General features: G+C 72.8%; 20 protein-coding genes and 1 pseudogene. 10 read left to right on the forward strand and 11 right to left on the reverse strand.

Translation table 11 applies throughout. The features are described 5' to 3' along the window. Positions 1-315 precede the first annotated feature (315 nt). The 4 genes from pta to J7462_RS14345 all read left to right on the forward strand — a co-directional run bounded on the left by pta (position 316) and on the right by J7462_RS14345 (position 5,537). Positions 316-2,391 (forward strand): phosphate acetyltransferase, encoded by a 2,076-nt coding sequence (gene pta, locus J7462_RS14330; protein ID WP_219464507.1) that lies wholly within the window; start codon positions 316-318, stop codon positions 2,389-2,391. Next, positions 2,388-3,509: an acetate/propionate family kinase gene (locus J7462_RS14335; RefSeq protein WP_219464508.1), complete on the forward strand. Its 1,122-nt coding sequence runs from the start codon at positions 2,388-2,390 to the stop codon at positions 3,507-3,509. The genes pta and J7462_RS14335 overlap by 4 nt, the downstream gene beginning before the upstream one ends. 88 nt (positions 3,510-3,597) lie before the next feature. Next, positions 3,598-4,512: an alpha/beta hydrolase gene (locus J7462_RS14340; RefSeq protein WP_219464509.1), complete on the forward strand. Its 915-nt coding sequence runs from the start codon at positions 3,598-3,600 to the stop codon at positions 4,510-4,512. A 62-nt stretch (positions 4,513-4,574) separates the two neighbouring features. Continuing rightward, positions 4,575-5,537, forward strand: coding sequence for a chlorophyllase (locus tag J7462_RS14345; protein ID WP_219464510.1), 963 nt, complete (start codon positions 4,575-4,577; stop codon positions 5,535-5,537). Between the two features lie 126 nt (positions 5,538-5,663). Here the strand turns inward: J7462_RS14345 and J7462_RS14350 are convergent. From J7462_RS14350 to J7462_RS14360, 3 genes and pseudogenes are all read right to left on the reverse strand, one after another. Next, positions 5,664-6,625, reverse strand: a pseudogene (locus J7462_RS14350) (zinc-binding dehydrogenase). 97 nt (positions 6,626-6,722) lie between these two features. Then, positions 6,723-7,901: an NADP-dependent malic enzyme gene (locus J7462_RS14355; protein WP_219464511.1), complete on the reverse strand. Its 1,179-nt coding sequence runs from the start codon at positions 7,899-7,901 to the stop codon at positions 6,723-6,725. Positions 7,902-8,041: 140 nt separating this feature from the next. Then, entirely contained in the window at positions 8,042-8,392 is a 351-nt protein-coding gene (locus J7462_RS14360) for a S24/S26 family peptidase (RefSeq protein WP_219464512.1), read from the reverse strand. 84 nt (positions 8,393-8,476) lie between these two features. Here J7462_RS14360 and sodN point away from each other — a divergent pair, with 84 nt between their 5' ends. From sodN to J7462_RS14375, 3 genes are read left to right on the forward strand one after another with little or no spacing between them, the layout of a single operon-like run. Beyond that, a complete protein-coding gene (gene sodN, locus J7462_RS14365; protein ID WP_091241196.1) occupies positions 8,477-8,881 on the forward strand; it encodes a superoxide dismutase, Ni in 405 nt (134 codons plus the stop codon). Beyond that, positions 8,878-9,438: a GNAT family N-acetyltransferase gene (locus J7462_RS14370; protein WP_308290903.1), complete on the forward strand. Its 561-nt coding sequence runs from the start codon at positions 8,878-8,880 to the stop codon at positions 9,436-9,438. Before sodN ends, J7462_RS14370 begins: the two co-directional genes overlap by 4 nt. Next, positions 9,435-9,839: an ATP-binding protein gene (locus J7462_RS14375; RefSeq protein WP_208568337.1), complete on the forward strand. Its 405-nt coding sequence runs from the start codon at positions 9,435-9,437 to the stop codon at positions 9,837-9,839. Before J7462_RS14370 ends, J7462_RS14375 begins: the two co-directional genes overlap by 4 nt. A 118-nt stretch (positions 9,840-9,957) precedes the next feature. Here the strand turns inward: J7462_RS14375 and J7462_RS14380 are convergent, their stop codons facing one another. Next, positions 9,958-10,347 carry a hypothetical protein gene (locus J7462_RS14380; protein WP_219464513.1) on the reverse strand — a complete coding sequence of 130 codons (390 nt, stop codon included), beginning with the start codon at positions 10,345-10,347 and terminating at the stop codon, positions 9,958-9,960. Between the two features lie 42 nt (positions 10,348-10,389). Between J7462_RS14380 and J7462_RS14385 the strand changes: the two genes are divergently transcribed. Both J7462_RS14385 and J7462_RS14390 read left to right on the forward strand, forming a co-directional pair. After that, positions 10,390-11,340: a diacylglycerol kinase family protein gene (locus J7462_RS14385; protein WP_219464514.1), complete on the forward strand. Its 951-nt coding sequence runs from the start codon at positions 10,390-10,392 to the stop codon at positions 11,338-11,340. 442 nt (positions 11,341-11,782) lie between these two features. Further along, entirely contained in the window at positions 11,783-12,040 is a 258-nt protein-coding gene (locus J7462_RS14390; protein WP_067311984.1) for a WhiB family transcriptional regulator, read from the forward strand. A 139-nt stretch (positions 12,041-12,179) separates the two neighbouring features. Here J7462_RS14390 and J7462_RS14395 read toward each other — a convergent pair whose 3' ends face one another. The 4 genes from J7462_RS14395 to J7462_RS14410 all read right to left on the reverse strand — a co-directional run bounded on the left by J7462_RS14395 (position 12,180) and on the right by J7462_RS14410 (position 15,695). Further along, entirely contained in the window at positions 12,180-12,956 is a 777-nt protein-coding gene (locus tag J7462_RS14395; RefSeq protein ID WP_308291116.1) for a CbiX/SirB N-terminal domain-containing protein, read from the reverse strand. 86 nt (positions 12,957-13,042) lie between these two features. Then, positions 13,043-13,822, reverse strand: a complete 780-nt coding sequence (locus J7462_RS14400; RefSeq protein ID WP_219464516.1) for a phosphoadenylyl-sulfate reductase — start codon at positions 13,820-13,822, stop codon at positions 13,043-13,045. After that, complete coding sequence (locus J7462_RS14405) at positions 13,819-13,977, reverse strand: IS1 family transposase (RefSeq protein WP_208568333.1); 159 nt, start codon at positions 13,975-13,977, stop codon at positions 13,819-13,821. The genes J7462_RS14400 and J7462_RS14405 overlap by 4 nt, the downstream gene beginning before the upstream one ends. Continuing rightward, positions 13,974-15,695 carry a nitrite/sulfite reductase gene (locus tag J7462_RS14410; protein WP_219464517.1) on the reverse strand — a complete coding sequence of 574 codons (1,722 nt, stop codon included), beginning with the start codon at positions 15,693-15,695 and terminating at the stop codon, positions 13,974-13,976. The genes J7462_RS14405 and J7462_RS14410 overlap by 4 nt, the downstream gene beginning before the upstream one ends. 931 nt (positions 15,696-16,626) lie before the next feature. Between J7462_RS14410 and J7462_RS14415 the strand changes: the two genes are divergently transcribed. Continuing rightward, entirely contained in the window at positions 16,627-18,399 is a 1,773-nt protein-coding gene (locus J7462_RS14415; protein ID WP_219470339.1) for a glycosyltransferase family 39 protein, read from the forward strand. A gap of 54 nt (positions 18,400-18,453) precedes the next feature. On the opposite strand, the gene J7462_RS14420 is transcribed toward J7462_RS14415, so the two are convergent. The 3 genes from J7462_RS14420 to J7462_RS14430 are packed head-to-tail and all read right to left on the reverse strand — an operon-like array spanning position 18,454 to position 22,636. Then, entirely contained in the window at positions 18,454-19,992 is a 1,539-nt protein-coding gene (locus tag J7462_RS14420; RefSeq protein WP_219464518.1) for a glycosyltransferase family 39 protein, read from the reverse strand. Further along, positions 19,989-20,987 (reverse strand): glycosyl hydrolase, encoded by a 999-nt coding sequence (locus J7462_RS14425; protein WP_219464519.1) that lies wholly within the window; start codon positions 20,985-20,987, stop codon positions 19,989-19,991. The genes J7462_RS14420 and J7462_RS14425 overlap by 4 nt, the downstream gene beginning before the upstream one ends. Next, complete coding sequence (locus tag J7462_RS14430) at positions 20,984-22,636, reverse strand: glycosyltransferase family 2 protein (protein WP_219464520.1); 1,653 nt, start codon at positions 22,634-22,636, stop codon at positions 20,984-20,986. Before J7462_RS14430 ends, J7462_RS14425 begins: the two co-directional genes overlap by 4 nt. Positions 22,637-22,763 lie beyond the last annotated feature (127 nt).

The following is a 22,763-nucleotide window of genomic DNA, read 5'->3' on the forward strand; positions in this document are numbered from 1 at the left end:
CGGCGCGGCTGATCGTCACGGTCGGCCCATCGAGGCCCGTCACGCCGTTGGTACGATGTGGATCCTGAGCCGACTGACCGCCAATTGCGCCCTCAGGCTTCGATCTCTCGGAGGGAGCATTTTTCCTGCTCAGAGGGTCGGCAGTCATGGGATGCGAGTTTAGGCACGAGGATCACTCAGCTCCTAGCGCGTCCCACGAATGAGACTCGGGTCGCACCGACGGCCGCTGGCGGGTGCCGGCCGGCACCGCTTGGCGGCACCGGTACGGGACGAAGGTCCCGGGCGGGGGACGACGTGATCTCCTAGGGTGGGGGCGTGGCCCGCAGCGTCTACCTGACCAGCGTGGGGTCCGGCGGCGGCAAGTCGACCATCGCCCTCGGCCTCGCGGAACTCCTCTCCCGGCAGGTCGAACGGATCGGGGTGTTCCGGCCGCTGGTCTCCGACGCCGGCCCCGACCCGATCCTCGCCCTGCTGCACGACCGCTACCGGATCGACCTGCCCGACGACGAGCTGACCGGCACCACGTACGCCGAGGCGTCGGCCCTGGTCGCCGACGGACGGCGGGAGGAGCTGATCTCCCGGCTCGTCGAGCGGTACCGGGCGGTGGAACGACGCTGCCCGGCGGTGATCGTGGTGGGCAGCGACTTCGCCGACGGCGGGGACACCGCCGGGCCCCGCGAACTGGCCTTCAACGCCCGGTTGGCCACCGAGTTCGGCAGCGTGGTGGTGCCCGTGGTGGACGGCTTCGGGCAGCAGCCGGAGGCGGTCACGGCGGCGGCGCGGGGGGCGTACCACGATCTGGCCGACCTGGGCGCGACGGTGCTGGCGGTGATCGCCAACCGGGTGACCGGGGCGCTGACCCTGCCGGAGCTGCCGGTCCCCGCGTACGCCATCCCGGAGGTGCCGAGCGTGTCGGCGCCGACGGTGGCCGAGGTGGCGGCGGCGCTCGACGCCACCCTGCTGGCCGGGGACGCCGCCGCCCTCGGCCGGGACGTGCTCGACTACGTGGTCGGCGCGGCGCACGTGCCGATCCTGCTCGACCACCTCACCGAGGGGGCCCTGGTGATCACCCCGGGTGACCGGGCCGACCTGCTGGTCGCGGCGAGCACCGCGCACGTCGCCGGGCAGGTCTCGCTGGCCGGGGTGGTGCTCACCCTCGGCGAGCAGCCCGACGCCCGGGTGATGCGCCTGGTCGAACGGCTCAACACCGGCTTCGCCGTGCTCTCGGTGACCAGCGACAGCTACGACACGGTCGAGGCGTCCAGTCACATCGAGGGCCGGCCCGGCCCGGCCAACCCGCGCAAGGTGGAGGCCGCGCTCGGCGCGTTCGAGCGCCACGTCGACACCGTCGACCTGGCCCGCCGGCTGCGGGTGACCCGCTCCGAGCGGGTCACCCCGCTGATGTTCGAGTACGACCTGATCGACCGGGCCCGCGCCGACCGTCGCCGGTTGGTGCTGCCGGAGGGCTCCGACGAGCGCATCCTGCGGGCCACCGAGATCCTGCTCCGCCGGGGGGTCGCCGAGCTGACCCTGCTCGGCCGCCCCGACGAGGTGGCCCGCCGCACCCGTGAGCTGGGCATCGACCTGACCGGCGCGGAGGTGGTCGACCCGGCCGGCAGCGCCTGGCGGGACGAGTTCGCCACCCGGTACGCGCAGCTGCGCGCCCACCGGGGCGTCACCGCCGAACTGGCCCACGACATCGTGGCCCAACCCAACTACTTCGGCACCATGATGGTGGCCACCGGGCACGCCGACGGGATGGTCTCCGGGGCCACCCACACCACGGCCGCCACCATCCGTCCCGCCTTCGAGATCATCCGTACCGTGCCGGGCGTCTCGGTGGCGTCGAGCGTGTTCTTCATGCTGCTCGCCGACCGGGTGCTGGTCTACGGCGACTGCGCGGTCAACCCCGACCCGGACGCCGCCCAGCTCGCCGACATCGCCATCTCCTCGGCCGACACGGCGGCCCGGTTCGGCATCGAGCCCCGGGTGGCGATGCTGTCCTACTCGACCGGGGACTCCGGCGCGGGGGCCGACGTGGAAAAGGTCGCCGCCGCCACCAGGCTGGTCCGCGAGCGCCGGCCCGACCTGCTGGTCGAGGGGCCCATCCAGTACGACGCGGCGATCGACCCGCAGGTCGCGGCGACGAAGCTGCCCCAGAGCACGGTCGCCGGGCGGGCCACCGTGTTCGTCTTCCCGGACCTCAACACCGGCAACAACACGTACAAGGCGGTGCAGCGGTCGGCGGGGGCGGTGGCCGTCGGGCCGGTGATGCAGGGCCTGCGCCGGCCGGTCAACGACCTGTCCCGGGGCGCGAAGGTCGCCGACATCGTCAACACGGTGGCGATCACCGCCATCCAGGCGGCCGGATCGCCGGAGGAGGGGTCGTGACCGACCGGGTGCTGGTGCTCAACTGCGGGTCGTCGTCGGTGAAGTACCGGCACTACGACGGGGAGTCGGTGCTCGACTCCGGCACGGTGGAACGGGTCGGCGAGCCGGGTGGCGGGCCGGCCGACCACGCCACCGCCGTGCGGGACATCCTCGGCCGGCTCGACCTGACCGGGCTGACCGCGGTGGGGCACCGGGTGGTGCACGGTGGCCGCCGGTTCAGCGCACCGGTCCGGATCGACGACGCGGTCGTCACCGCGATCGGGGAGCTGGTGCCGCTGGCCCCGCTGCACAACCCGGCCAACCTGGCCGGCATCGAGGTCACCCGGGAGCTGCTGCCGCAGGTCGCCCAGGCGGCGGTCTTCGACACCGCGTTCCACCACACCCTGCCCGAGTCCGCCGCCACGTACGCCATCGACCTGGACACCGCCCGCCGCCACGACATCCGCCGGTACGGCTTCCACGGCACCTCCCACGCGTACGTGTCGCGGCGCACCGCCGAGCTGCTCGACCGGCCGTACGACCGGTTACGCACGATCAGCCTGCACCTGGGCAACGGGGCGAGCGCCTGCGCGGTGGACGGCGGACGCAGCATGGCCACCTCGATGGGGATGTCGCCGCTTGCGGGGTTGGTGATGGGCACCCGCAGCGGCGACCTCGACCCGACGGTGATCTTCCACCTGCGCCGGGAGGGCGGGATGGGGGTCGACGAGATCGACGACCTGCTCAACCACCGCAGCGGGCTGCTCGGGCTGACCGGGGCCAACGACATGCGGGAGGTGCAGTCCCGTCGGGCCGCCGCGGATCCCGCCGCCGTCCTCGCCTTCGACGTCTACTGCCGGCGGATCACCGCCTACGTCGGGGCCTACCACGCGCTGCTGGGCGGGGCGGACGCGATCACCTTCACCGCCGGGGTGGGCGAGCACTCCCCCGAGGTGCGGGCCGCCGCCCTGGCCGGGCTGGAGCGGCTCGGCATCGCCGTCGACCCCGACCGCAACACCGGCACCGGCGACCGGGTGATCTCCCCGGCCGGCGCGCAGGTCAGCGTCTGCGTGGTCGGCACCGACGAGGAACGGGAGATCGCCCGGCAGACCCGGGCGGTGCTGGCCGAGGCGGGCTGAGCGGTGGAGGCCGACCGACCGGGGTGGTGACCACCATCGGTCCGGACGGCGGGGCCGGACCGGGCCACCGACCACCTACCGTGCAGGCATGGGGGTGAGGCGGCTGTGCGCCGTGGTGCTGGCCGCGTTGCTCGCCGGTTGCGGCCCGGCCACCGCCGCCACCGATGCACCGCCACCGCCGGCCCGGCACGCCCCGGAGCAGGCCCTGCCGGTCGCGGTCCGCACCCTCACCGTCGACCCGTCCGGGCCGCGCCCACTGCCGGTGACGCTGTGGTACCCGACCGTGGGTGGCCGGGTCGCCCCGGGCCGGTTCCCGGTGGTGGTGCACAGCCACGGCCTGCACAGCCTCCCCGCGCTGCACGCCGCGTTGGCGGTCCGGTGGGCCGCCGCCGGTTTCGTGGTGGCCGCGCCGACCTACCCGTTCACCAACCGGCGGGCGGCCCGGTTCAGCCGCGCCGACGTCCGCAACCAGCCCGCCGACGCCTGGCGGGTGATCCGGCACCTGGTCCGGCTGGACGCCCGCGCCGGTGACCCGCTGGCCGGGCACCTGGACGTCGGCCGGTTCGCCGCGACCGGCCACTCGGCGGGCGGCTTCACCACCGCCGGCATGTTCACCTCCGGTCACCCGGCCCGACTGCGCTCCGGCGTGATCATCGCCGGGGGCGGACTGGCCGGTGCCTTCGCCGGGCCGGCCGCCCCGCTGCTCTTCGTGCACGGCACCGCCGACCCGGTGGTGCCGTTGACCGTCGGTCAGGCCGGTTACCGGCGGGCGACCGGCCCGAAGGGGTTCCTCAGCGTGCTCGGGCAGGGCCACGGCGAATACCTGACCCCGGGCCGCCCAGGCTTCGCCGAGGTCCTCGCCGCCACCACCGACTTCCTCCGGTGGACCCTCTACGACGACCGGGACGCCGGCCGCCGGCTGCGTACCGGCGCCGCCCGTCCCGGCGTCACCACCCTCGACGACCGGTGGGCCCTGAACGGCCGGGGCGGGTCGGCGGGCTGACCGTCCCGCCGGGGCGGCCGTAGCCGGTCGGGTGGCCCGGCGGGCGAGGCACAATCGGGTTCATGTCCCGTCGCCTCACCCCGGTCCTGCTGACCGCCGCGCTGCTCGCCGCCGGCCTGGCCGGCTGCTCGACGCAGACCCCCGACCGCGCCGTCGCCCCACCGGAACCGCCGAAGACCAGTGCGCCGGCACCGCGCGTCCCCGCCGGCACCGCGCCGGCCGAGGCGTTCGCGGTCGGCGTACGACAGCTCAAGCTCAACCGGGGCGGCGACCGCCCGCTGCCGGTGACCCTGTGGTATCCGGCCCGGGGCGCCGCCGGCGAGGCGGCCCGGCGCGACGCGACGGCGGCGACCGGACGGTTCCCGGTGGTGGCGTTCAGCCACGGCCTGGACGGGCGGCCGGTCGACTACCAGGTGCTGCTGACCCGCTGGGCGGCGGCCGGTTTCGTGGTGGCCGCGCCGACCTTCCCGCACACCGGCAAGGGCACCGACGGCAGTGTCCTCGACGTGCTCAACCAGCCCGCCGACGTGTCGTACGTGCTGGACAAGGTGCTGTCCCTGGACGCGAGGGCCGGTGACCCGCTGCGCGGCCGGCTCGCCACCGACCGGGTGGGCGCGGCCGGCCACTCGGCCGGTGGGGTGACCACCATCGGTCTGTTCACCACCGGCCGCGACGAGCGGCTGAAGGCCGGGGTGGTGCTCGCCGGGACGGGTCTGGGCGTGGGCACCGCCTTCGCCGGGGCCGCCGCCCCGCAGCTCTTCGTGCACGGCGAGGCCGACGAGGTGGTCGACTACGCCGCCGGCAAGGCCGTCTATGACGCGGTGCCCTGGCCCAAGGCGATGCTCAGCCTGCCCCGGGGTGACCATGGTCGGGCGCTGCTCGGTGACGGCCCGGCCCTGCGGGTGGTCGCCGACACCACGATCGAGTTCCTCCGCTGGTCCCTCTACGGCGACGAGGCCGCCAAGGGGCGACTTCCCGCCTCGGCGGCCCGGGGCGACGTCGCCGTCCTCGACGACCGCCTCTGACCGCGCCGGTCGCCCGACCGGCGGCCGGCCCCACGGGCCGCCCGGCACCGCCGGGCAGTCAGGCGGCCCGGCGGCCCGGCACCGCCCGTCGGTCAGGTGGTCAGGCGGCCCGGCACCGCCGGGCGGTCAGGCGGTGTGGTCGACGACGACCTTGCCGAAGACCTCGCCGGAGCGCAGCCGGGCGAAGGCGTCGGCCACCCGGCTGAACGGGACCACGCTGTCCACCACCGGGCGCACCTCGTGTTCGGCGCAGAAGGCGAGCAGCTCGGTCAGCTCGTCCGGGGTGCCCATGGAGGTGCCGAGGATCTCCAGCTGCATGGCGAAGACCCGGCGCAGGTTCACCGGCGGCAGGTGGCCGGAGGTCGCGCCGGCGACCACGATCCGGGCCATCGGGGCGGCCGACTTCAACGAGTGGTCGAAGGTGGCCGCACCGACCGTCTCGATGACCACGTCGACCCGCTCCGGCAGCCGGGCGCCGGGCTCCACCGCGGTCGCCCCAGCGCGGCGACGCGTTCCCGCTTGGCGGCGTCGCGGCTGGTGGCGTACACCCGCTTGCCGAGCGCCAGGCCGAGCGCGACCGCCGCGGTGGCGACACCCCCGCCGGCCCCCTGCACCAGCACCGCCTCGCCGTCGGCGATCCGGCCCCGGGTGGTGAGCATCCGCCAGGCGGTGAGCCAGGCGGTCGGCAGGCAGGCCGCGTCGGTCGCCGACAGGCCCGCCGGCAGCGGCAGCAGGTTCATCCGGGGTACGGCCACCCGCTCGGCGAGGGTGCCCTGGTAGTGCTCGGAGAGGATGGAGACCCCGCGCGGGTCGCCGGGGGTGGGCAGCACCGGGTAGATGACCACCTCGTTGCCGTCCGGGTCGGTGCCGGCCGCGTCGCAGCCGAGGATCATCGGCAGTTGACCGTCGGCGAGCCCCACGCCCTGTAGCGACCACAGGTCGTGGTGGTTGAGCGAGCTGGCCCGCACCTGCACCGTCACCCAGTCGTCTGCCGGGTGGGCGGGCTCGGGACGGTCACCGACGGTGAGCGCGGCGAGCGGGTTGTCGGCGTCGAACCGGGAAGCATAGGCGGCACGCATGATCCGCACCGTAACAGCGTAACGATCGTTCACGAAGGGTCCGGGCCGTCGGCCCGGACCCTTCGCACCTGCTCGGGGCGCGTCGTGCGGCACGCGACCGGTCGATTCAGGCGCGGGCGACCCCGTCGTGGCGGGCCGCCTCGGCGACCGCCGCCGCCACGGCTGGGGCGACCCGGGGGTCGAGCGGGGACGGCACGATGGCGTCCGCGCTGAGCGACCCGTCGACCACCCCGGCGATCGCGTCGGCGGCGGCCACCTTCATCCCGTCGGTGATCCGGGTGGCCCGCGCGTCCAGCGCGCCCCGGAAGACCCCCGGGAAGGCGAGCACGTTGTTGATCTGGTTGGGGTAGTCGCTGCGCCCGGTGGCGACCACCGCCGCGTGCCGGGCGGCCACCTCCGGGTCGACCTCGGGGGTCGGGTTGGCCAGCGCGAAGACGATGCCGCCCGGGGCCATCCCGGCGACCGCCGCCTCGGTGATCCGCCCGCCGGAGACGCCGATCAGCACGTCCGCGCCGCGCAGCGCCTCGGCGACGTCACCCCGGCGGCCCTCGGCGTTGGTGGTCTCGGCGAGGTGCGCCTTGGTCGCGGTCAGGTCGGTGCGGTGCGGCCCGATGACGCCCCGGGAGTCGCAGACCACCACCTGTGCGGGGTCCACTCCCCCGGCGACCAGCATGTGGGTGACCGCCACCCCGGCGGCACCGGCCCCGCTGACCGTCACCCGCAGATCGCCGAGCTTGCGGTGCAGCAGGGTCGCCGCGTTGCGCAGCGCCGCCAGCACCACGATCGCGGTGCCGTGCTGGTCGTCGTGGAAGACCGGGATGGGCAGCATCTCGTCGAGCCGCCGTTCCACCTCGAAGCAGCGTGGGGCGCTGATGTCCTCCAGGTTGATCCCGCCGAACGACGGGGCGAGGGCCCGCACCGTCGCCACGATCTCGTCGACGTCCTGGGTGTCCAGGCAGATCGGCACCGCGTCGACGTCGGCGAACTGCTTGAACAGCACCGCCTTGCCCTCCATCACCGGCAACGAGGCACGTGCGCCGATGTTGCCGAGCCCGAGGACGGCGGAGCCGTCGGTGACCACCGCGACGGTGTGCGACACCCAGGTGTAGTCGTCGGCCAGGGCCGGGTCGGCGGCGATCGCCTCGCACACCCGGGCCACCCCCGGGGTGTACGCCAGGGAGAGGTCCTCGCGGGTGCTCAGCGGGACCGTCGGGGCGACGGCGAGCTTGCCGCCCCGGTGCAGCAGAAAGACGGGATCAGCGGGATCCACGGTGGACGCAGACATGGTGACTCCAGGATCTGTCGAGCAGACGGAGCGGCCGGCGCGAGGGCGCGAGGTGAGGCGGAGCGGCGACACGCGGTACGGGGGTCACCCGGGCACCTCCCGAGCATAGTCAGCCGACCCGTACCCGGTTGTGAGGAGGGTCATATCGGCGTGGTCGCCAGCCGGCCGGGACGGGGCCAGTAGCGCAGCACCACCCGGCCCAGCACGTCGGCCACCCCGTACGCCCGGGAGTCGTCGGTGACCAGCGCGTTGTCACCGTGCAACCACCAGCCGCCCTCCTGGGGGCGGACGGCACGCTTGACCACCAGCAGTTCCGGGCGGCTCCGGAAGACGGCCACCACCACGTCACCGGGGCGGACCGGCCGACCGCCCCGCCGGACCAGGACGGCGTCGCCGTGGCGCAGGGTCGGCGACATGGACGGCCCGGTCACGCCCACGGCGGTGAGCGGGGCGGACAGCCGTGGGGGGGAACCGGACCCGTCGACCGCCACGAGGTTTCCCCTCCGCCCCTGCCGGGGACGTGCTCAGGAGTAGTGTCGGCTCGGATCATCGCAAACATCCCATGGAGGACCCTGATGCGACTTGCCCGCATCCTTTCACCCCGTGTGACCGCCAGCGCGCACTGCGACCTGCCGTGCGGCGTGTACGACCCGGCGCAGGCCCGGATCGAGGCCGAGTCGGTCAAAATGATCTGCGAGAAGTACCAGGCGAACACCGACCCGGAGTTCCGCACCCGGGCGATCCTGATCAAGGAGCAGCGCGCGGACCTGGTCAAGCACCACCTGTGGGTGCTGTGGACCGACTACTTCAAGCCGCCGCACTTCGAGAAGTACCCGCACCTGCACCAGCTGTTCAACGAGGCCACCAAGGCGGCCGGCGCGGCCGGCGCCAAGGGTGCGACCGACCCGGCCAAGGCCGACGAGCTGCTCCAGAAGATCGACGAGATCTCCAAGATTTTCTGGGAGACCAAGCAGGCGTGACCGTGCCCGCCACGGCACCGACGATCCGGCCGGCACGTCCTGAGGACGTGCCGGCCGTCGTCGCGATGGTGCACGAGTTGGCCGACTACGAACGGGCCGCCGACCGGTGCCGGCTCACCACGGCGCAGCTGGACACCGCGCTGTTCGGCCCCGCACCGGCCCTGTTCGGGCACGTCGCCGTGGACGACGACGACCAGCCGGTCGGCTTCGCGCTGTGGTTCCTCAACTTCTCCACCTGGGCCGGTGTGCACGGCATCTACCTGGAGGACCTGTACGTCCGCCCGACCCACCGGGGCACCGGGGCCGGTCGGGCGCTGCTCGCCACCCTCGCCGGGATCTGCGTCGAACGCGGTTACCAGCGGCTCGACTGGTGGATGATCGACTGGAACCCGGCCGCCCGGTTCTACGCCTCGATCGGGGCCGGGCCGATGACCGAGTGGGTGCCCTACCGGCTCGACGGGGCGGCCCTGCGCGCGCTCGCCGCGGTAGGGGTGACGTCGGCCACGCGTCCGGATGCCCGGCCGGGTAGAGTCCCGGACCGGGGGGATGAGGCGTGACTCAACTGACCGGCCAGCCAGCGACCGACGACGACGTGGTGCACCTCACCGTGCCCGCCGACGGCGGCTACCTGGGCGTACTGCGCACCGCCACGGCGGGCCTCGCGGCCCGTCTCCAGTTCGCCCTCGACGAGATCGAGGACCTGCGCATCGCGGTGGACGAGGCGTGCGCGATGCTGCTCGCCATCGCCACCCGCGACGCCGAGTTGGAGTGCCGCTTCGCGGTCACCGAGGACGCGCTGACCGTCGAGGTGACGGTGCCGACCGTGCGCGGGGCCGCCCTCCCGGGCGAGTCCTCGTTCGCCTGGAAGGTGCTCACCGCGCTGACCACGGCGGCGGCGGCCGAGTCGACCGACGGCCGGGCCACCATCTCACTGTTGACCCGCCGCTCCGGTTACTGAGCTCGTCGCCGGGGGCGGGGCGTCCCGGTCGCTCACGGCGGCCCACCCGGCACGGTGGACCCCGGTTCGAGTCGGCTCTCGACCGGTGGGCCCGTGCCGGTCGTCGCCACCGGGTCGGTCAGCCGAAACCCAGCGCCTTCGTGGTGGGTGGGCTGACCAGCAGCGCGCAGACGCCGAGACCGAGCACCATCAGCGGCACGCCGAGCCAGCCCAGCCCGCCGGAGATCATGAACCAACCGACCGGCAGCAGCATCAATTCCAGCACCATCGCCGGGGCGCGGGCACCGGCCCGGCGGCCCGCCAGCGCCCCACCCAACGCCCAGAGCGCCGCCGCCCCGCCGACGGCGAACCCCGTCACGAAGAGTGCCGAGACCAGGTCGGTCCGGGTGGCGGTGAGGTCGGCCCAGACCAGCCAGCCGGCGAGTGCCGCCAGCGCGACGGCCTCGGCCCGCAGCAGGCGTACCGCCCAGCGCAGGGTGTCGGGAACCGGCGCGGAGTCGATCGTCACGCGGGCCACGATACCCCCACCCGATCACGTAAAGTGCCGGCCATGCGGGCCGTCCTGGTGGTCAATCCGAAGGCCACCACCACCAGCGAACGCAGCCGGGACGTGCTGGTCCGGGCGCTGCGCAGCCAAGTAGACCTGTCGGTGCGGTACACCCGACGTCGGGGTCACGCCACCGACCTGGCCCGGGAGGCCGCCCAGGAGGGCGTCGACCTGGTGGTCACGCTCGGTGGTGACGGCACCGTCAACGAGGTGGTCAACGGCCTGATGACCGCCGATCCGCCGACGATCCGCACCGGTGGCTCCCCGGCGGAGCGGTTGCCGGCGCTGGCCACCGTGCCGGGTGGTTCGACGAACGTCTTCGCCCGGGCCCTCGGGCTGCCCCGGGAGTGGGCGGACGGCACCAGCATGATCCTGGAGGGGCTTCGGCTGGGCCGGTCCCGCACGATCGGGCTGGGGCGGGCCGACGACCGTTACTTCACCTTCTGCGCGGGCTTCGGCCTGGACGCGGCGGTGATCCACCGGGTGGAGCAGGCCCGGCGACGGGGCCGGGTGTCCTCGCCGTCGCTCTACTTCCGTTCCACCCTCAGTCACTACTTCCTCGGTTCGCACCGCCGGCATCCGGCGATCAGCCTGGAGCGGCCCGGGGAGCCGGCCGAGGGCGAGCTGGGCACGGTGATCATCCAGAACACCGCGCCGTGGACGTACCTGGGCGACCGGGAGGTCAACCCGAACCCGGAGGCGTCGTTCGATCTCGGGCTGGACGTGCTGGCGCTACGTCAGCTGCGCGTCGCCAGTACGACACGCACAGTGACACAGTTGCTGTCCCGACACCCCGATCCGCGCGGCAAGCAGGTGCTGCGGTTGCACGATCTGGGCGAGTTCACGCTGGTCTCGGCCCGCCCGCAGGCCTTCCAGTTGGACGGGGACTACCTCGGCGAGCGACACAAAGTCAGATTCACCTCCGTTTCCGGCGCACTGAGAGTAATCTGCTAGGTCTCGGGTAACGCCCTAGGTCGAGCGGTCGGGACACCGCGCGGCGCGGTGGCCGCCACACCGAGGAGGAGTGCCGGAAATGTCAGCAATGTCACGCGGACTGTACTATATTGATCCTCGACTGTGGTACGCCGGGTAACAGGGAAGCCTGAAAACCCGACAAAAGGGTCGTGAGCTTGCTCACCGAGCGGAGTTTTTCCGAGCGTCACCCCTTGACATCGCGTTCGTTCGTGAAAGTATTCACAAGCGAACTTGAGTTACCGGGACATTGCCAGGACATGCTCGGCCGGTTGAGCAGTTCCAGCAGGCCCAGGCGCTGAACGAGTCTGCTCACGCAATGCTGAATAGTCGTACGCGAACCGTGACGACCGGCACTGCGGACGCAAATAAGAAAAGCACCAGCGTTATCTGCCATCCATCCAGAATGAGGAGTGTTGCCGCCATGGACTGGCGTCACAATGCCGTCTGCCGCGACGAGGACCCGGAGCTGTTCTTCCCGATCGGGACGTCCGGCCCGGCTGTTCTTCAGGTCGAGCAGGCCAAGGCCGTCTGCCGGCGCTGCTCCGTGACCGACCAGTGCCTCCAGTGGGCACTGGAGTCCGGTCAGGACGCCGGCGTCTGGGGCGGGATGAGCGAGGAGGAGCGCCGCGCGGTCAAGCGCCGTGGCGGGCTCCGGGTGCTGCGCGCTCACTCCGCCTGAAAACCATCACACGCTGTTCGCCCCGGCCGGGTTCACACCCCGCCGGGGCGTTCTGCTTTCCACACTCTGCGTAATCAAACGGACCGAAATGCCGGTGTCGGCGCAATCACGGAAAGTAGCACCCGGGCGGTGACGCACATCACTCCACAGCGGTGGCGTCGACCCGGCGCAGCACCAGGTCGACCAACTCTGGCGAGTCGTCCAACGGTCCGCTGACGGCCACCGCACCCGCCCGGTCAGCCGCCGCCACCACCGAGTCGTGGAACAGCCCCGGGGCCAGGAAGTACGCCACCACCGCCACCCGACGGGCACCCGCCCCGCGCAGCCGGGTCACCGCCACGTCGGCGGTCGGCGGGGCCGCCGAGGCGTACGACACGGTGCAGGGCACCCCGAAACCGTCCGCCAGGGCGGCGGCGACCCGCCCCACCGAACCACGGGCCCGCGCATCCCGGGTGCCCGCCGCCGCCAGCACCAACGCGTCCACCGGCCCGGGTCGGGCCTCGGCCAACCGGCCGGCCAGCCCGGCCAGCAGCCCCGCGTCCACCGTCCCGTCGGCCGGACCGAGCACGTCGGTCACCCGTACCGTCAGCCCGGGCGCGACCTGCCGGGCCGCCGTGACCGCCGCCGGGACGTCCACCCGACGGTGGTAGGCGGCGGTGAGCAGCAGCGGCACCACGACCGCCGTCCGGTGACCGGCGGCAGCCAGCCCCCGCAGCACCTCCGTCGGCCCCGGATCGGTGTGGTCCAACCAACTGGGCAACACCGGGGTGCCCGGCCGGGCGGCCTCGACGGCACCGGCCAACGCCCGGGTCGCCGCCGCCGCCCGCAGGTCCCGGCTGCCGTGCGCCACCAGCACCACCGGCACCCCGGAGCCGGGCCGCGCCGCGCCGGACGCGACGGCGGCACCGGGCCGCACCACGGTGGGCGCGACGGCGGCACCGGACAGGCCGGTGGCCGGCGTGGTGAGTCCCACGCCGGCCACCGGAACGCGCTCCGGGCCGGTCAGAGGTGCAGACCGCACTCGGTCTTCTCGAACATCGCCCACCGGCCGGACCGGGGGTCCTCCCCCGCCTTGGTCCGGCGGGTGCACGGCCAGCAGCCGATCGAGCCGTAGCCCCGGCCGAGCAACTCGTTGACCGGGATGTCGTAGCGGGAGATGTAGGAGTCCACGTCGGCCTGCGACCAGGCGGCGATCGGGTTCACCTTGACCTTGCCGCGCCGGGGGTCGAACGTCACCACCGGCGTGTTCGCCCGGGTCGGCGACTCGTCCCGGCGCAGCCCGGCGGCCCAGGCGTCGTAACCGGACAGGGCCCGCTCCAACGGCTCCACCTTGCGCAGCTGGCAGCAGTCGTCCGGGGAGCGGTTGAACAGTCGGGGGCCGTACTCGCCGTCCTGCTGGCCGACGGTCTGCCGGGGCCGGATCGAACGCACGTTCACCGGCAGGCGGCGGGCCACCTCGTCGCGGACCCGCAACGTCTCCGGGAAGTGCAGCCCGGTGTCGAGGAAGACCACGTCCACCCCGGGGGCGACCCGGGACACCAGGTGGGCGAGCACGGCGTCGGCCATCGAACTGGTCACGCAGAACCGGTCGCCGAAGGTGTCGGCCGCCCAGCGGGCGATCTCCAGCGCCGGGGCGCCCTCCAGTTCGCGGCCGGCCCGCTCGGCCAACGCCCGCAACTCGGCCGGGTCACGCCGGGTGGGGTCACGGCGGGCCGGATCGGTCAGCTTCGGGCCGCCGGAACCGACCAGGCCCAGGCCCGTGGCGGACAGCAGGCGGGTCACCGGGCCACCGCCCGACTCAGCAGGCCGTTGAACTTCACGGTGAAGACCCGGGCGCAGGCGTGGCACTCCCAGGCGCCGTGTCCGGCCTCGTTCGGCCGCAGGTCCTCTTCGCCGCAGTACGGGCAGTACAGCGGCGCGGATCGGGTTTCGCTCATCGGAGTTCCTCCTCGTCGACCCTGATCACCCAGTTGGCGAACGTCTCGCCCTCGGTCCGGCCGGCCAGGTAGCGGCGGGCCAGTCGTTCCACGTACTCGGGAAGCTCGTCGGCGGTGGTCTTCAGGCCACGCAGCTTGCGGCCGAACCCGGCGGTCTGGCCCTGGGCCATCCCCAACCCGCCGCCGAGGTGCACCTGGAAGCCCTCCACCTGCCGGCCGTCCGGGCCGACCACCAGCTGGCCCTTGAGGCCGATGTCGGCGACCTGGGTGCGCGCGCAGGCGTTCGGGCAGCCGTTGAGGTGGATGGAGATGTCGGCGTCGAAGTCGCGCAGCCGCTCCTCCAGCCGGGCCACCAGCTCCTCGCCGCGCGCCTTGGTCTCGACGATGGCCAGCTTGCAGAACTCGATGCCGGTGCAGGCCATGGTGCCGCGCCGCCAGGCCGACGGCCGGGCCTCCAGGCCGATCCCGCGCAGCTCGTCGACCAGGGACTCGGTCCGCGCCGGCGGCACGTCCAGCACCAGCAGCTTCTGGTACGGCGTGAGCCGCACCCGGTCGCTGCCGTGCGCCTCGACCACGTCGGCGAGCTTGGTCAACTGCCCGCCGGACACCCGCCCGACCACCGGGGCGGCCCCGACATAGTTGAGCCCGTCGCGCTGCCGGTGCACGCCGATGTGGTCGACCGGCTTGTCGGGCAGCTGCGGGGCCGGGCCGTCGAGCAGGGTACGGCCCAGGTACTCCTTTTCCAGCACCTCGCGGAACTTCTCCACGCCCCAGTCGGCGACCAGGAACTTCAACCGGGCCCGGTTGCGCAGCCGGCGGTAGCCGTAGTCGCGGAAGATGCCGACCACCCCCGCCCAGACGTCCGGCACCTCGGCCAGCGGCACCCAGACGCCGAGCCGCTTGGCCAGCATCGGGTTGGTGGACAGGCCGCCACCGACCCAGACGTCGAAGCCGGGGCCGTGCTCCGGGTGCTCCACCCCGAGGAAGGCGATGTCGTTCGCCTCGTACGGGGTGTCGACCAGCCAGGAGATCGTGGTCTTGAACTTGCGGGGCAGGTTCGAGTACGCCTTGTCGCCGACGTACCGGCTGACGATCTCGTCGAGCGCGGGGGTCGGGTCGAGCACCTCGTCCTCGGCGACCCCGGCGACCGGGCTGCCCAGCACGATACGGGGGCAGTCCCCGCACGCTTCGGTGGTCTGCAGGCCGACCGACTCCAGCCGACGCCAGATCTCCGGCATGTCCTCGACCCGGATCCAGTGGTACTGGATGTTCTGCCGGTCGGTGATGTCGGCGGTGTCCCGGGCGAACTCCCGGGAGATGTCGGCGATGACGCGCAACTGGGCCAGGGAGAGCTGGCCGCCGTCGACCCGGACCCGGAGCATGAAGAACTCGTCCTCCAGCTCGTGCGGCTCCAGCACGGCGGTGCGCCCGCCGTCGATCCCGGCCTTGCGCTGGGTGTAGAGGCCCCACCAACGGAACCGGCCGCGCAGGTCCTGTGGGTCGATGGAGGCGAAACCGCCGTGGGCGTAGATGTTCTCGATCCGGGCCCGGACGTTCAGCGGGTCGTCGTCCTTCTTGATCCGCTCATTGGGGTTGAGCGGCTCACGGTGGCCGAGGGCCCACTGTCCCTCGCCACGGGGACGACGGGGGGCACGGGTGGCGGGAACGGCGGTGGCCGTCGGGGTCCCGGGACGGGCCGGGGTGCTGCTGACCGCCATCGCGGCGTCCTCCGTTGTCTCTGCGGTGCCTCGGTGGGAGCGCGCTCGCGGCGGCAGCCGGCCCGGGAAGGGCCGAGGACAACGGTGTCGGAACGGCCGGCGCGGAACACGCGCCCGAGACGAATGAGTCGGGCGTCGTCAGTGGGCCGGACAGATCGCGCTGCGCACGCGGCCGTAGTCGACGTGGCGACGGGCCACGAAGCGGCGGACGACAGCGGCGGTCATGCAGCCATGCTCCCACACCCTGCGGAGGTGGGCCAATGACCACGTGCGGGATCCCACATCACGGGCCGCATCCCCACCGTCACCGCCCCTGCCCGCCTCCCCGGCTCCCGGCGGGCCGGCAGGGCCAGCGGAGGGCCGGTGGGCAGACCAGGGGGCCGGCCGGCGAGCGGTAGATCGGCAGCTCGATCCCCCTATAGCCGTCCCCGCTGATGTCTCATGGACGCCCTGTCGAGCTGATGACGTAGACGAATCGCCACTCCGGCCGACAGACCATGCAGAGCATTGATGAACACCATCCACGAAAAGAAGGGTCCGCTCCGACCGCCGACGACCGACGGGTCGGGATCGGGATCAGTGGCTGACGGCGGGATCGGTGCCGGTCACCGGGACCGGGATAGGGAAAGGGATAGGGATCGAGAACGGATGTAATCCGGGGTCGGCGGGTCGGCGGGTCGGCGGGTCGGCGGGTCGGCGGGTCGAGGGGTCGGCGGGGCCGGCGGGGTCGGCGACCGTGAATCGTTTACGGCATCAGCTCTAAAGGAAGCGAACCACTACCACCCTGCCCGCCAGGAGGATGCCGTCCCGTTGGACGCCGGCCGGGCCAAGCCCCGAGGGCGGCACCATCACCGCTCGACAGCGGACACGGTGGGATTCGGCTCCGGCGGCATCGTCGGGACGGATGTGGGACCCTCGACCGGTGGGCACAATGTCCGGAAAGCGGCATTGGCGGTTGGCGGCAGGATCGTCAGCGGGTTCGTGGACGGGTGCGCTGGTCTGGGCGGTTCCGCTGCTGGTCACCCTGGCCGCCGGCTGCTACGGGATCAGCCAGGCCCAGCCCTGGCGCGACGAGTTGGCCACCTGGAGCGCGGCCACCCGAGGTGTCGGGGACGTGTTCCGGCTCACCCGAACCGTCGATGCGGCGACCGGGGCGTACTACCTGCTGGTGCACGGCTGGACCGGGGTGTTCGGCGACTCGGTGGCGGCGCTGCGGTTGCCCTCGGTGCTGGCGATGGCGGGGGCGGCGGGCTTCACGGCCGTACTCGGTCGGCGGTTGTTCGGGGCACGTGCCGGCCTGGTCGCCGGCCTGCTCTTCGCGGTCCTGCCGGGTACCTCCCGGTATGCCCAGGAGGCCCGGCCCTACGCGCTGGTGACCTTCTTCGCGGTGCTGGCCACCGTGCTGCTGGCCCGCGCGTTGGACGGCCCGGGGTGGCAGCGCTGGTCCTGCTACGCCGCAGCCGTCGCCGGGCTCGGTCTGGCCCATCTGCTCGCCCTGGGCCTGCTCGCCGCGCACGCCGTGGTGGTGCTGGCCGCCCGGGTCCACGGCCGTCCGACCGCCGACCCCACCGGTCCGCCCGCCAACAGCAACAGCCGACCGGGCAACAACCAACCAGGCAACAGCAGACCGAAAGATAGCGGGCGGGGCGACAGCAGACCGGGCAAAGGCGGACCAGGCGAAGGCGGACCAGGCGAAGGCGGACCAGGCGAAGGCGGACCAGGCGAAGGCGGACCAGGCGAAGGCGGACCAGGCAACAGCAGACTGGGTGATAGCGGACCGGGCAAAGGCGGACCGGGTAACAGCGGGCGGTGGGACCGGCGGTTGGGGTGGTGGGCGGTGGCCGTGCTGGTCGCCGGGGTGGTGCTGTCACCGCTACTGGTCACCGCGCAGGGGCAGCGGTCCCACCAGCTCGACTGGGTCGCCCCGGCCCGGCTGGCCGACCTGGCGGCGTTGCCGGGCGGGCTGGCGCAGAGCGGCGTGGTGGGCGGGCTGCTGGTCGGACTCGCCGCGCTCGGGGCCGCCCGCTCGGGGCGGCGCGGTCTGCTCCCCGACGCCTGCGTGGTGCTGCCGGTCCTGCTGCTCTTCGTCGCCGCGCTGGCCGTACCCCTGTGGGTGCCGCGTTACCTGTTCTTCACGGTGCCCTTCGCCTGCCTGCTCGCCGGTGCCGCCCTGGCCGCGCCGCCGCCCACGGCCCGGACGGGAGCGGTGGCGGTGGTGGCGCTGGCCGCGCTGCTCGGGCTACCGGACCAGGCGGCGGTACGGCACAGCCACGGCTGGCCGCGCAGCGCGACCGTCGACTACCGGGGGGCGGCGGCGGTGATCGCCGCCGGGCAGCGGCCCGGTGACGCGGTGGTCTACTCGCCCCGCGACGGTTGGCTCTTCCTCGACCTCGGCATCGACTACCACCTGGCCCGGACAGCCGGGGACCGGACAGCCGGGTCCGCCGCCGGGGTGCGACCCCGGGACGTGCTGGTCACCAGCGGGCGGCAGGACCGAGCCGATCTGTGGGTCGACGAGTGCCCCCGACCCACCGGGTGCCTGGCTGGCGTGGACCGGGTCTGGCTGGTGGTGGCCGGGCGACACGACGATCCGCTCGCGGCGGTGCCGGGCGGCAAGGGCGACGCGCTGCGGGCCGGGTTCACCGTCGAGCAGGTCCGACCCCGGCCGGGGGTGACGGTGGCGCTGCTCGTCCGTCGGCGTTGACCACACCCGCCCGGCCCGGCGGACGCCGGGCGGGTGCCCGGCGCAGCTCCCCCGTCAGGCCGGTTTGCGTTCCAGCAGGACCACCCGGACCCGGTCGAACCGCTCGACGTGCCGGATGAGGAAACGCTGCCGTAGCAGGGCCTCACGGGCCGGTGGCAGTCCGGCCAGCGGGTCGTTGAGGTGGCCCGTCTCCACCAGCCAGATCCGCCTGGTGTCGCCGAGGCAGGGCAACGGCTCCCGGCACTCGCGGGCGGTCAGCCAGCCGGTCTGCCGGGCCGGTACGGCCACGAAGACGTCCCGGGGGTGCACTTGGTCGCGCAGCCCGTAGTCGGTGGCCTTGCGGGCCACGTCGCTGGAGCCACCGAACCCGTCGTTGTAGGCGACCCCGTCGCCCGGCTTGACCTGCTTGCCCAGGTAGCGGACCGCGTCGAGGTAGCGGGGCTGCCCGTCGGCCTCGTTGGAGCGCACCCGCTCCTGCGCCGGCAGGGTCTGCCAGGCCAGCACCGGCAGCAGCACCAACGCGCCGGCCAGCCAGGCCGCCGGCACCCGCCCCCGGATCGCCAGCCGGGCGGTGCGGCAGACCGCGAACGCGGCGAGCAGCGCCCACGCCGGCACGGTGAACAGGAAGTACCGGGCCAGGAACAGGTGCACCACGCTGAACGTCAGGTAACCGGCGACCGGGGGCAGCACGGCCCAGATCAGCAGCATCAGCACGGTGTTCCGCCACTGCCGGCCGGCCACCGCCACCGCGAGGGCGGCGAACGCCGCGACCAGCGCCAACGCGGCCGTCGTGCCGGTCAGGTTCGCCAGGAAGCGCAGCACGGCGTCGCCGTCGTTCTCCACCCAGGAGATCTGCCCGGACTGCCGGCTGCCGAGGATCAGCACCGGGAGGACGAACAGCCCGGCGATGCCGGTGGACGCCGCCCACCGCCACCGGGGCTCCTCGCCGCGCACCGACCGCCACAGGTGGAACAGGTGCGCGACCACCACCAGCAGCGCGACGAAGTGCAGCCAGCCGACCAGCACCAGCAGCACGCCGTACGCCCACCAGCGGCCCCGGGTCGGCCGGTCCACCGCGCGCAGGAAGAGCCAGGTGGCCGCCACCGCCGCCAGGGTGACCAGGGCGTACGAGCGGGCTTCCTGGGCGTACCGGGAGACGGTGGGCAGCAGGGCGAAGACCAGGCCGGCCAGCACCCCGACCGGGGTGTCGAAGAGTCGCCGCCCGATCAGGGTGACCAGCCCGGCGGTGAGCCCGATCGCGAGCACCGACGGCAGCCGCAGGGCGGTCGTCGAGTCCCCGGTCAGCGTGGTCAGCACCGACATGATCACGTAGTAGCCGGCGTGCACCAGGTCGATGTTGCCGACCAGCATCCGGAACTGCTCGACCGACAGTGACGTGACGTGCCAGGTGACCAGTTCGTCGTTCCACAGGTCCCGGGCGTCCAGCCGCCACCAGCCGAGGCCGAGCGCGACGACGGTCGGCAGCAGCGCCCACCAGCCGCCGCCCCGGCCCGCCGCCCGCCGGGGTACGGCGTGACCGGTGACCTCCGCCGGGTCGGCCTGCCCGGTCCACTGGATAGCCGGCGCGGTCACTTCACGGTCCGGATGTCGAAGCCGAAGGTGTCCTTGGCGGCGGACCGGCGGAACGCGCGCAGCGCGGCGTCGTCCCGGTCGATGTTCCACTTCCCGGAGCCGTTGATGTTGAAGTACGCCACCCCGAGGAGGTCCTTGCGCTTGGTCACGTTGGTGAGCAGGTCGGTGATCTGGGCCGGTCGTCGGCTGCTCGGTTCGGCCCCGGTCTCCACGATCAGCAGCGGACGCCTGGTGAAGGTGCGGATCTGGGTGATGGTGGGGACGAAGAGGTCCTGGAACGTCTTGAGGCCACGGTTGGTGTAGTACCCGTCCATGCCGACCCAGTCGACGTAGGCGTCCCCGGGGTAGAGCGCCCTGATGCTGACCTTGCGCAGGTAGTTGACGACGTTCGGGGTCCACGTCCAGATCACGTTGGTGGCGCCCTGCTGGGTGAAGATGTCGTGCAGGTGCCGCCAGGCGGCGACGTACTCGCTGGCCTTGGTCTGCTTCGTCCCCCAGGAGTACCAGTGCCCGTTCATCTCGTGGGCGAAGGTGAGGGCGATCGGCAGGTTCAGGGTGCGCACGGCGGCGGCGAACTCCTTGACGTACGCGTCGTGCTTGCCGGCGGCGATGTCCCGCAGCGGCACGTCGTACGGCTCCCAGCGGATCACCGCCAGCGCGCCGTAGTTGTGCAGCTCGCGGACCTCGCTGGCGGCGAACCTGTCGTCGAAGCTCTCGAAGATCGCCACCAGGTTGGGGGTCTTGCCGGTTTCCTCGGCGAAGGCGCGGACCCGGCCCATCTCGGCACCGCCGGTCACGGTGACGCCGAGGTACTTGCCCTTGGGTGACTTCAGCGCGGTGACGTCGTACGCCGGAATCTGTTCCTCGGCAGCGGCGGCCCCGCCCGGCCCGCCGGCGGACCCGGCGACCTTGATGTCGACCCGGCGCAGCACGGCGAACTCGGTGAACGCCAGCGCGACCACCAGCAGGAAGGTGACGAGGTATTTCGTCCTCACCGGACGACCTCGACGTCGCGTTCCGGGTCGACCAGCAGCGCCTGCCCGACGACGGCCAGGTAGAAGACCGCGCTGAGCAGGGCCGGTACGAAGATCCACGGTTCGGGTTCGACGAGCATCCGCCAGCCGGCGACACCGGCCCAGACCAGGCCGGTGCCGGCGGTCCAGACCTTCATGGCGGTCCACAGCCGTCGGGTCTTGCTCTTCTTGGCGGTGCCGCCGGTGGGCTGCCAGCCCATCCGCCGGCCCCGGACGATGTCGATGATGGCGAAGGCGTGCGCCCAGCCGTAGAGCATCTTGACCGTCCAGCTCTCCAGGCCGTAGCGGCTGCGGTGCCAGAACGGAAAGATGATCATGTTGTAGACCACGCTGGGCAGGATCAGCAGGTAGTTGGCGAGCGCGATCTGGTGCGCGAACGCGGTGAGCATCAACACCGGGATGACCGGCGCGACGAAGGTGAACAGCCCCGTGTGCAGGTAGTAGCAGAAGCCGGAGATGTAGCTGAGCCGGGCCCGCAGCCGCAACTTCGTCGACCAGAACTTCCTCGACCCGAGCAGGCTCATCGAGCCGGCGCACCAGCGGTACTGCTGGGTGAAGAACGAGTCCACGTCCGACGGGCAGAGCCCGGCGGCCAGCACGACCGGGATGTACCGCAGGTTCCACCCCTTCATCCGCAGGTCGAAGCCGGTGTGCACGTCCTCGGAGTGCTCGATCAGGGTGGACCCGCCGATGGAGAACAGCGCGTCGCGGCGGTAGACGGCACAACTGCCCACGCAGATCGCCGAGTCGTGGGCCTGTCGGGACACCTGCACCGACCGGTAGAACAGCTCCTGCACCGCCCCGGCTCCCCGCTCCACCCAGGTCTGCCCCAGGTGCACCCGGAAGAACTGCGGCGACTGCACGATGCCCGCGTTCGGCTCGGCGTCGAACCAGGGCAGCATCTGGTCGAGCATGTCCTTACGCGGGACGAAGTCGGCGTCCAGCACCAGGATGAAGTCGCTCATGGTGCGTTCGAAGGCGTACCGCATGTTGCCGGCCTTCTTGAACCAGCCCCGGTTGGGTCGCCGCTGGTAGACGAAGCCGAAGGCGAGCGCCATCCGTTCCATCGCCTCGTTGGGCGAGTCGTCGAGCACGTAGACGGTGACCTCGCCCCGGTAGTGGCGGCCCATCGCCCGCACGTGCTCCCAGGTGTTGCGCAGCACGTGCGCAGGCTCGCCGCAGACCGGCAGGAACACGTCGACGCTCGGGTAGCGGGCCGGCCGCCAGGTGCGCACCAGTTCCTGGTGGCGGGCCAGGTCGAAGCCCGGGGTGAAGAGGTTCACCGCCAGCGAGATGAGGTAGTAGACGACGGTGAAGAACAGCAGCGGGGCGAGCAGCCACAGCCACGGGGTGAGCCGGACGAAGAGCAGTTGGCTGGTGATCAGGCAGCCGAAGCTGACCAGCGACGGCACCATCAGGGCGGCCAGTCGCCGCTTGCGGTAGGAGAACAGCTCGGCGTCCGTCGGCGGCAACGGCACCGGGGCGTACGCGGGCCGGTGCGCCTCGTCGGAGGGCTTGCGGGGGGTCCACTTCGACGTCTGACGCGGCACCCGGAACTCGGCGGTCGGCGACAGCACCGCAGCCGGATCGACCGCAGGCGGTGAGGTCATCGCTTCGTCTCCCCCGCCCACCGGGCGCACGCGCTCCCCGACAGGGCGAGCGGATGTCGCCGGACGCGTCCAGGAAGCCGGGCACGGTGAGCTGGCCGTGTCTGCTTGGTGGTGAAGCTAGAAAACT

This window comes from Micromonospora sp. RL09-050-HVF-A, assembly GCF_019374995.1.
In the GTDB taxonomy this organism is placed as follows: Bacteria; Actinomycetota; Actinomycetes; order Mycobacteriales; family Micromonosporaceae; genus Micromonospora; species Micromonospora antibiotica.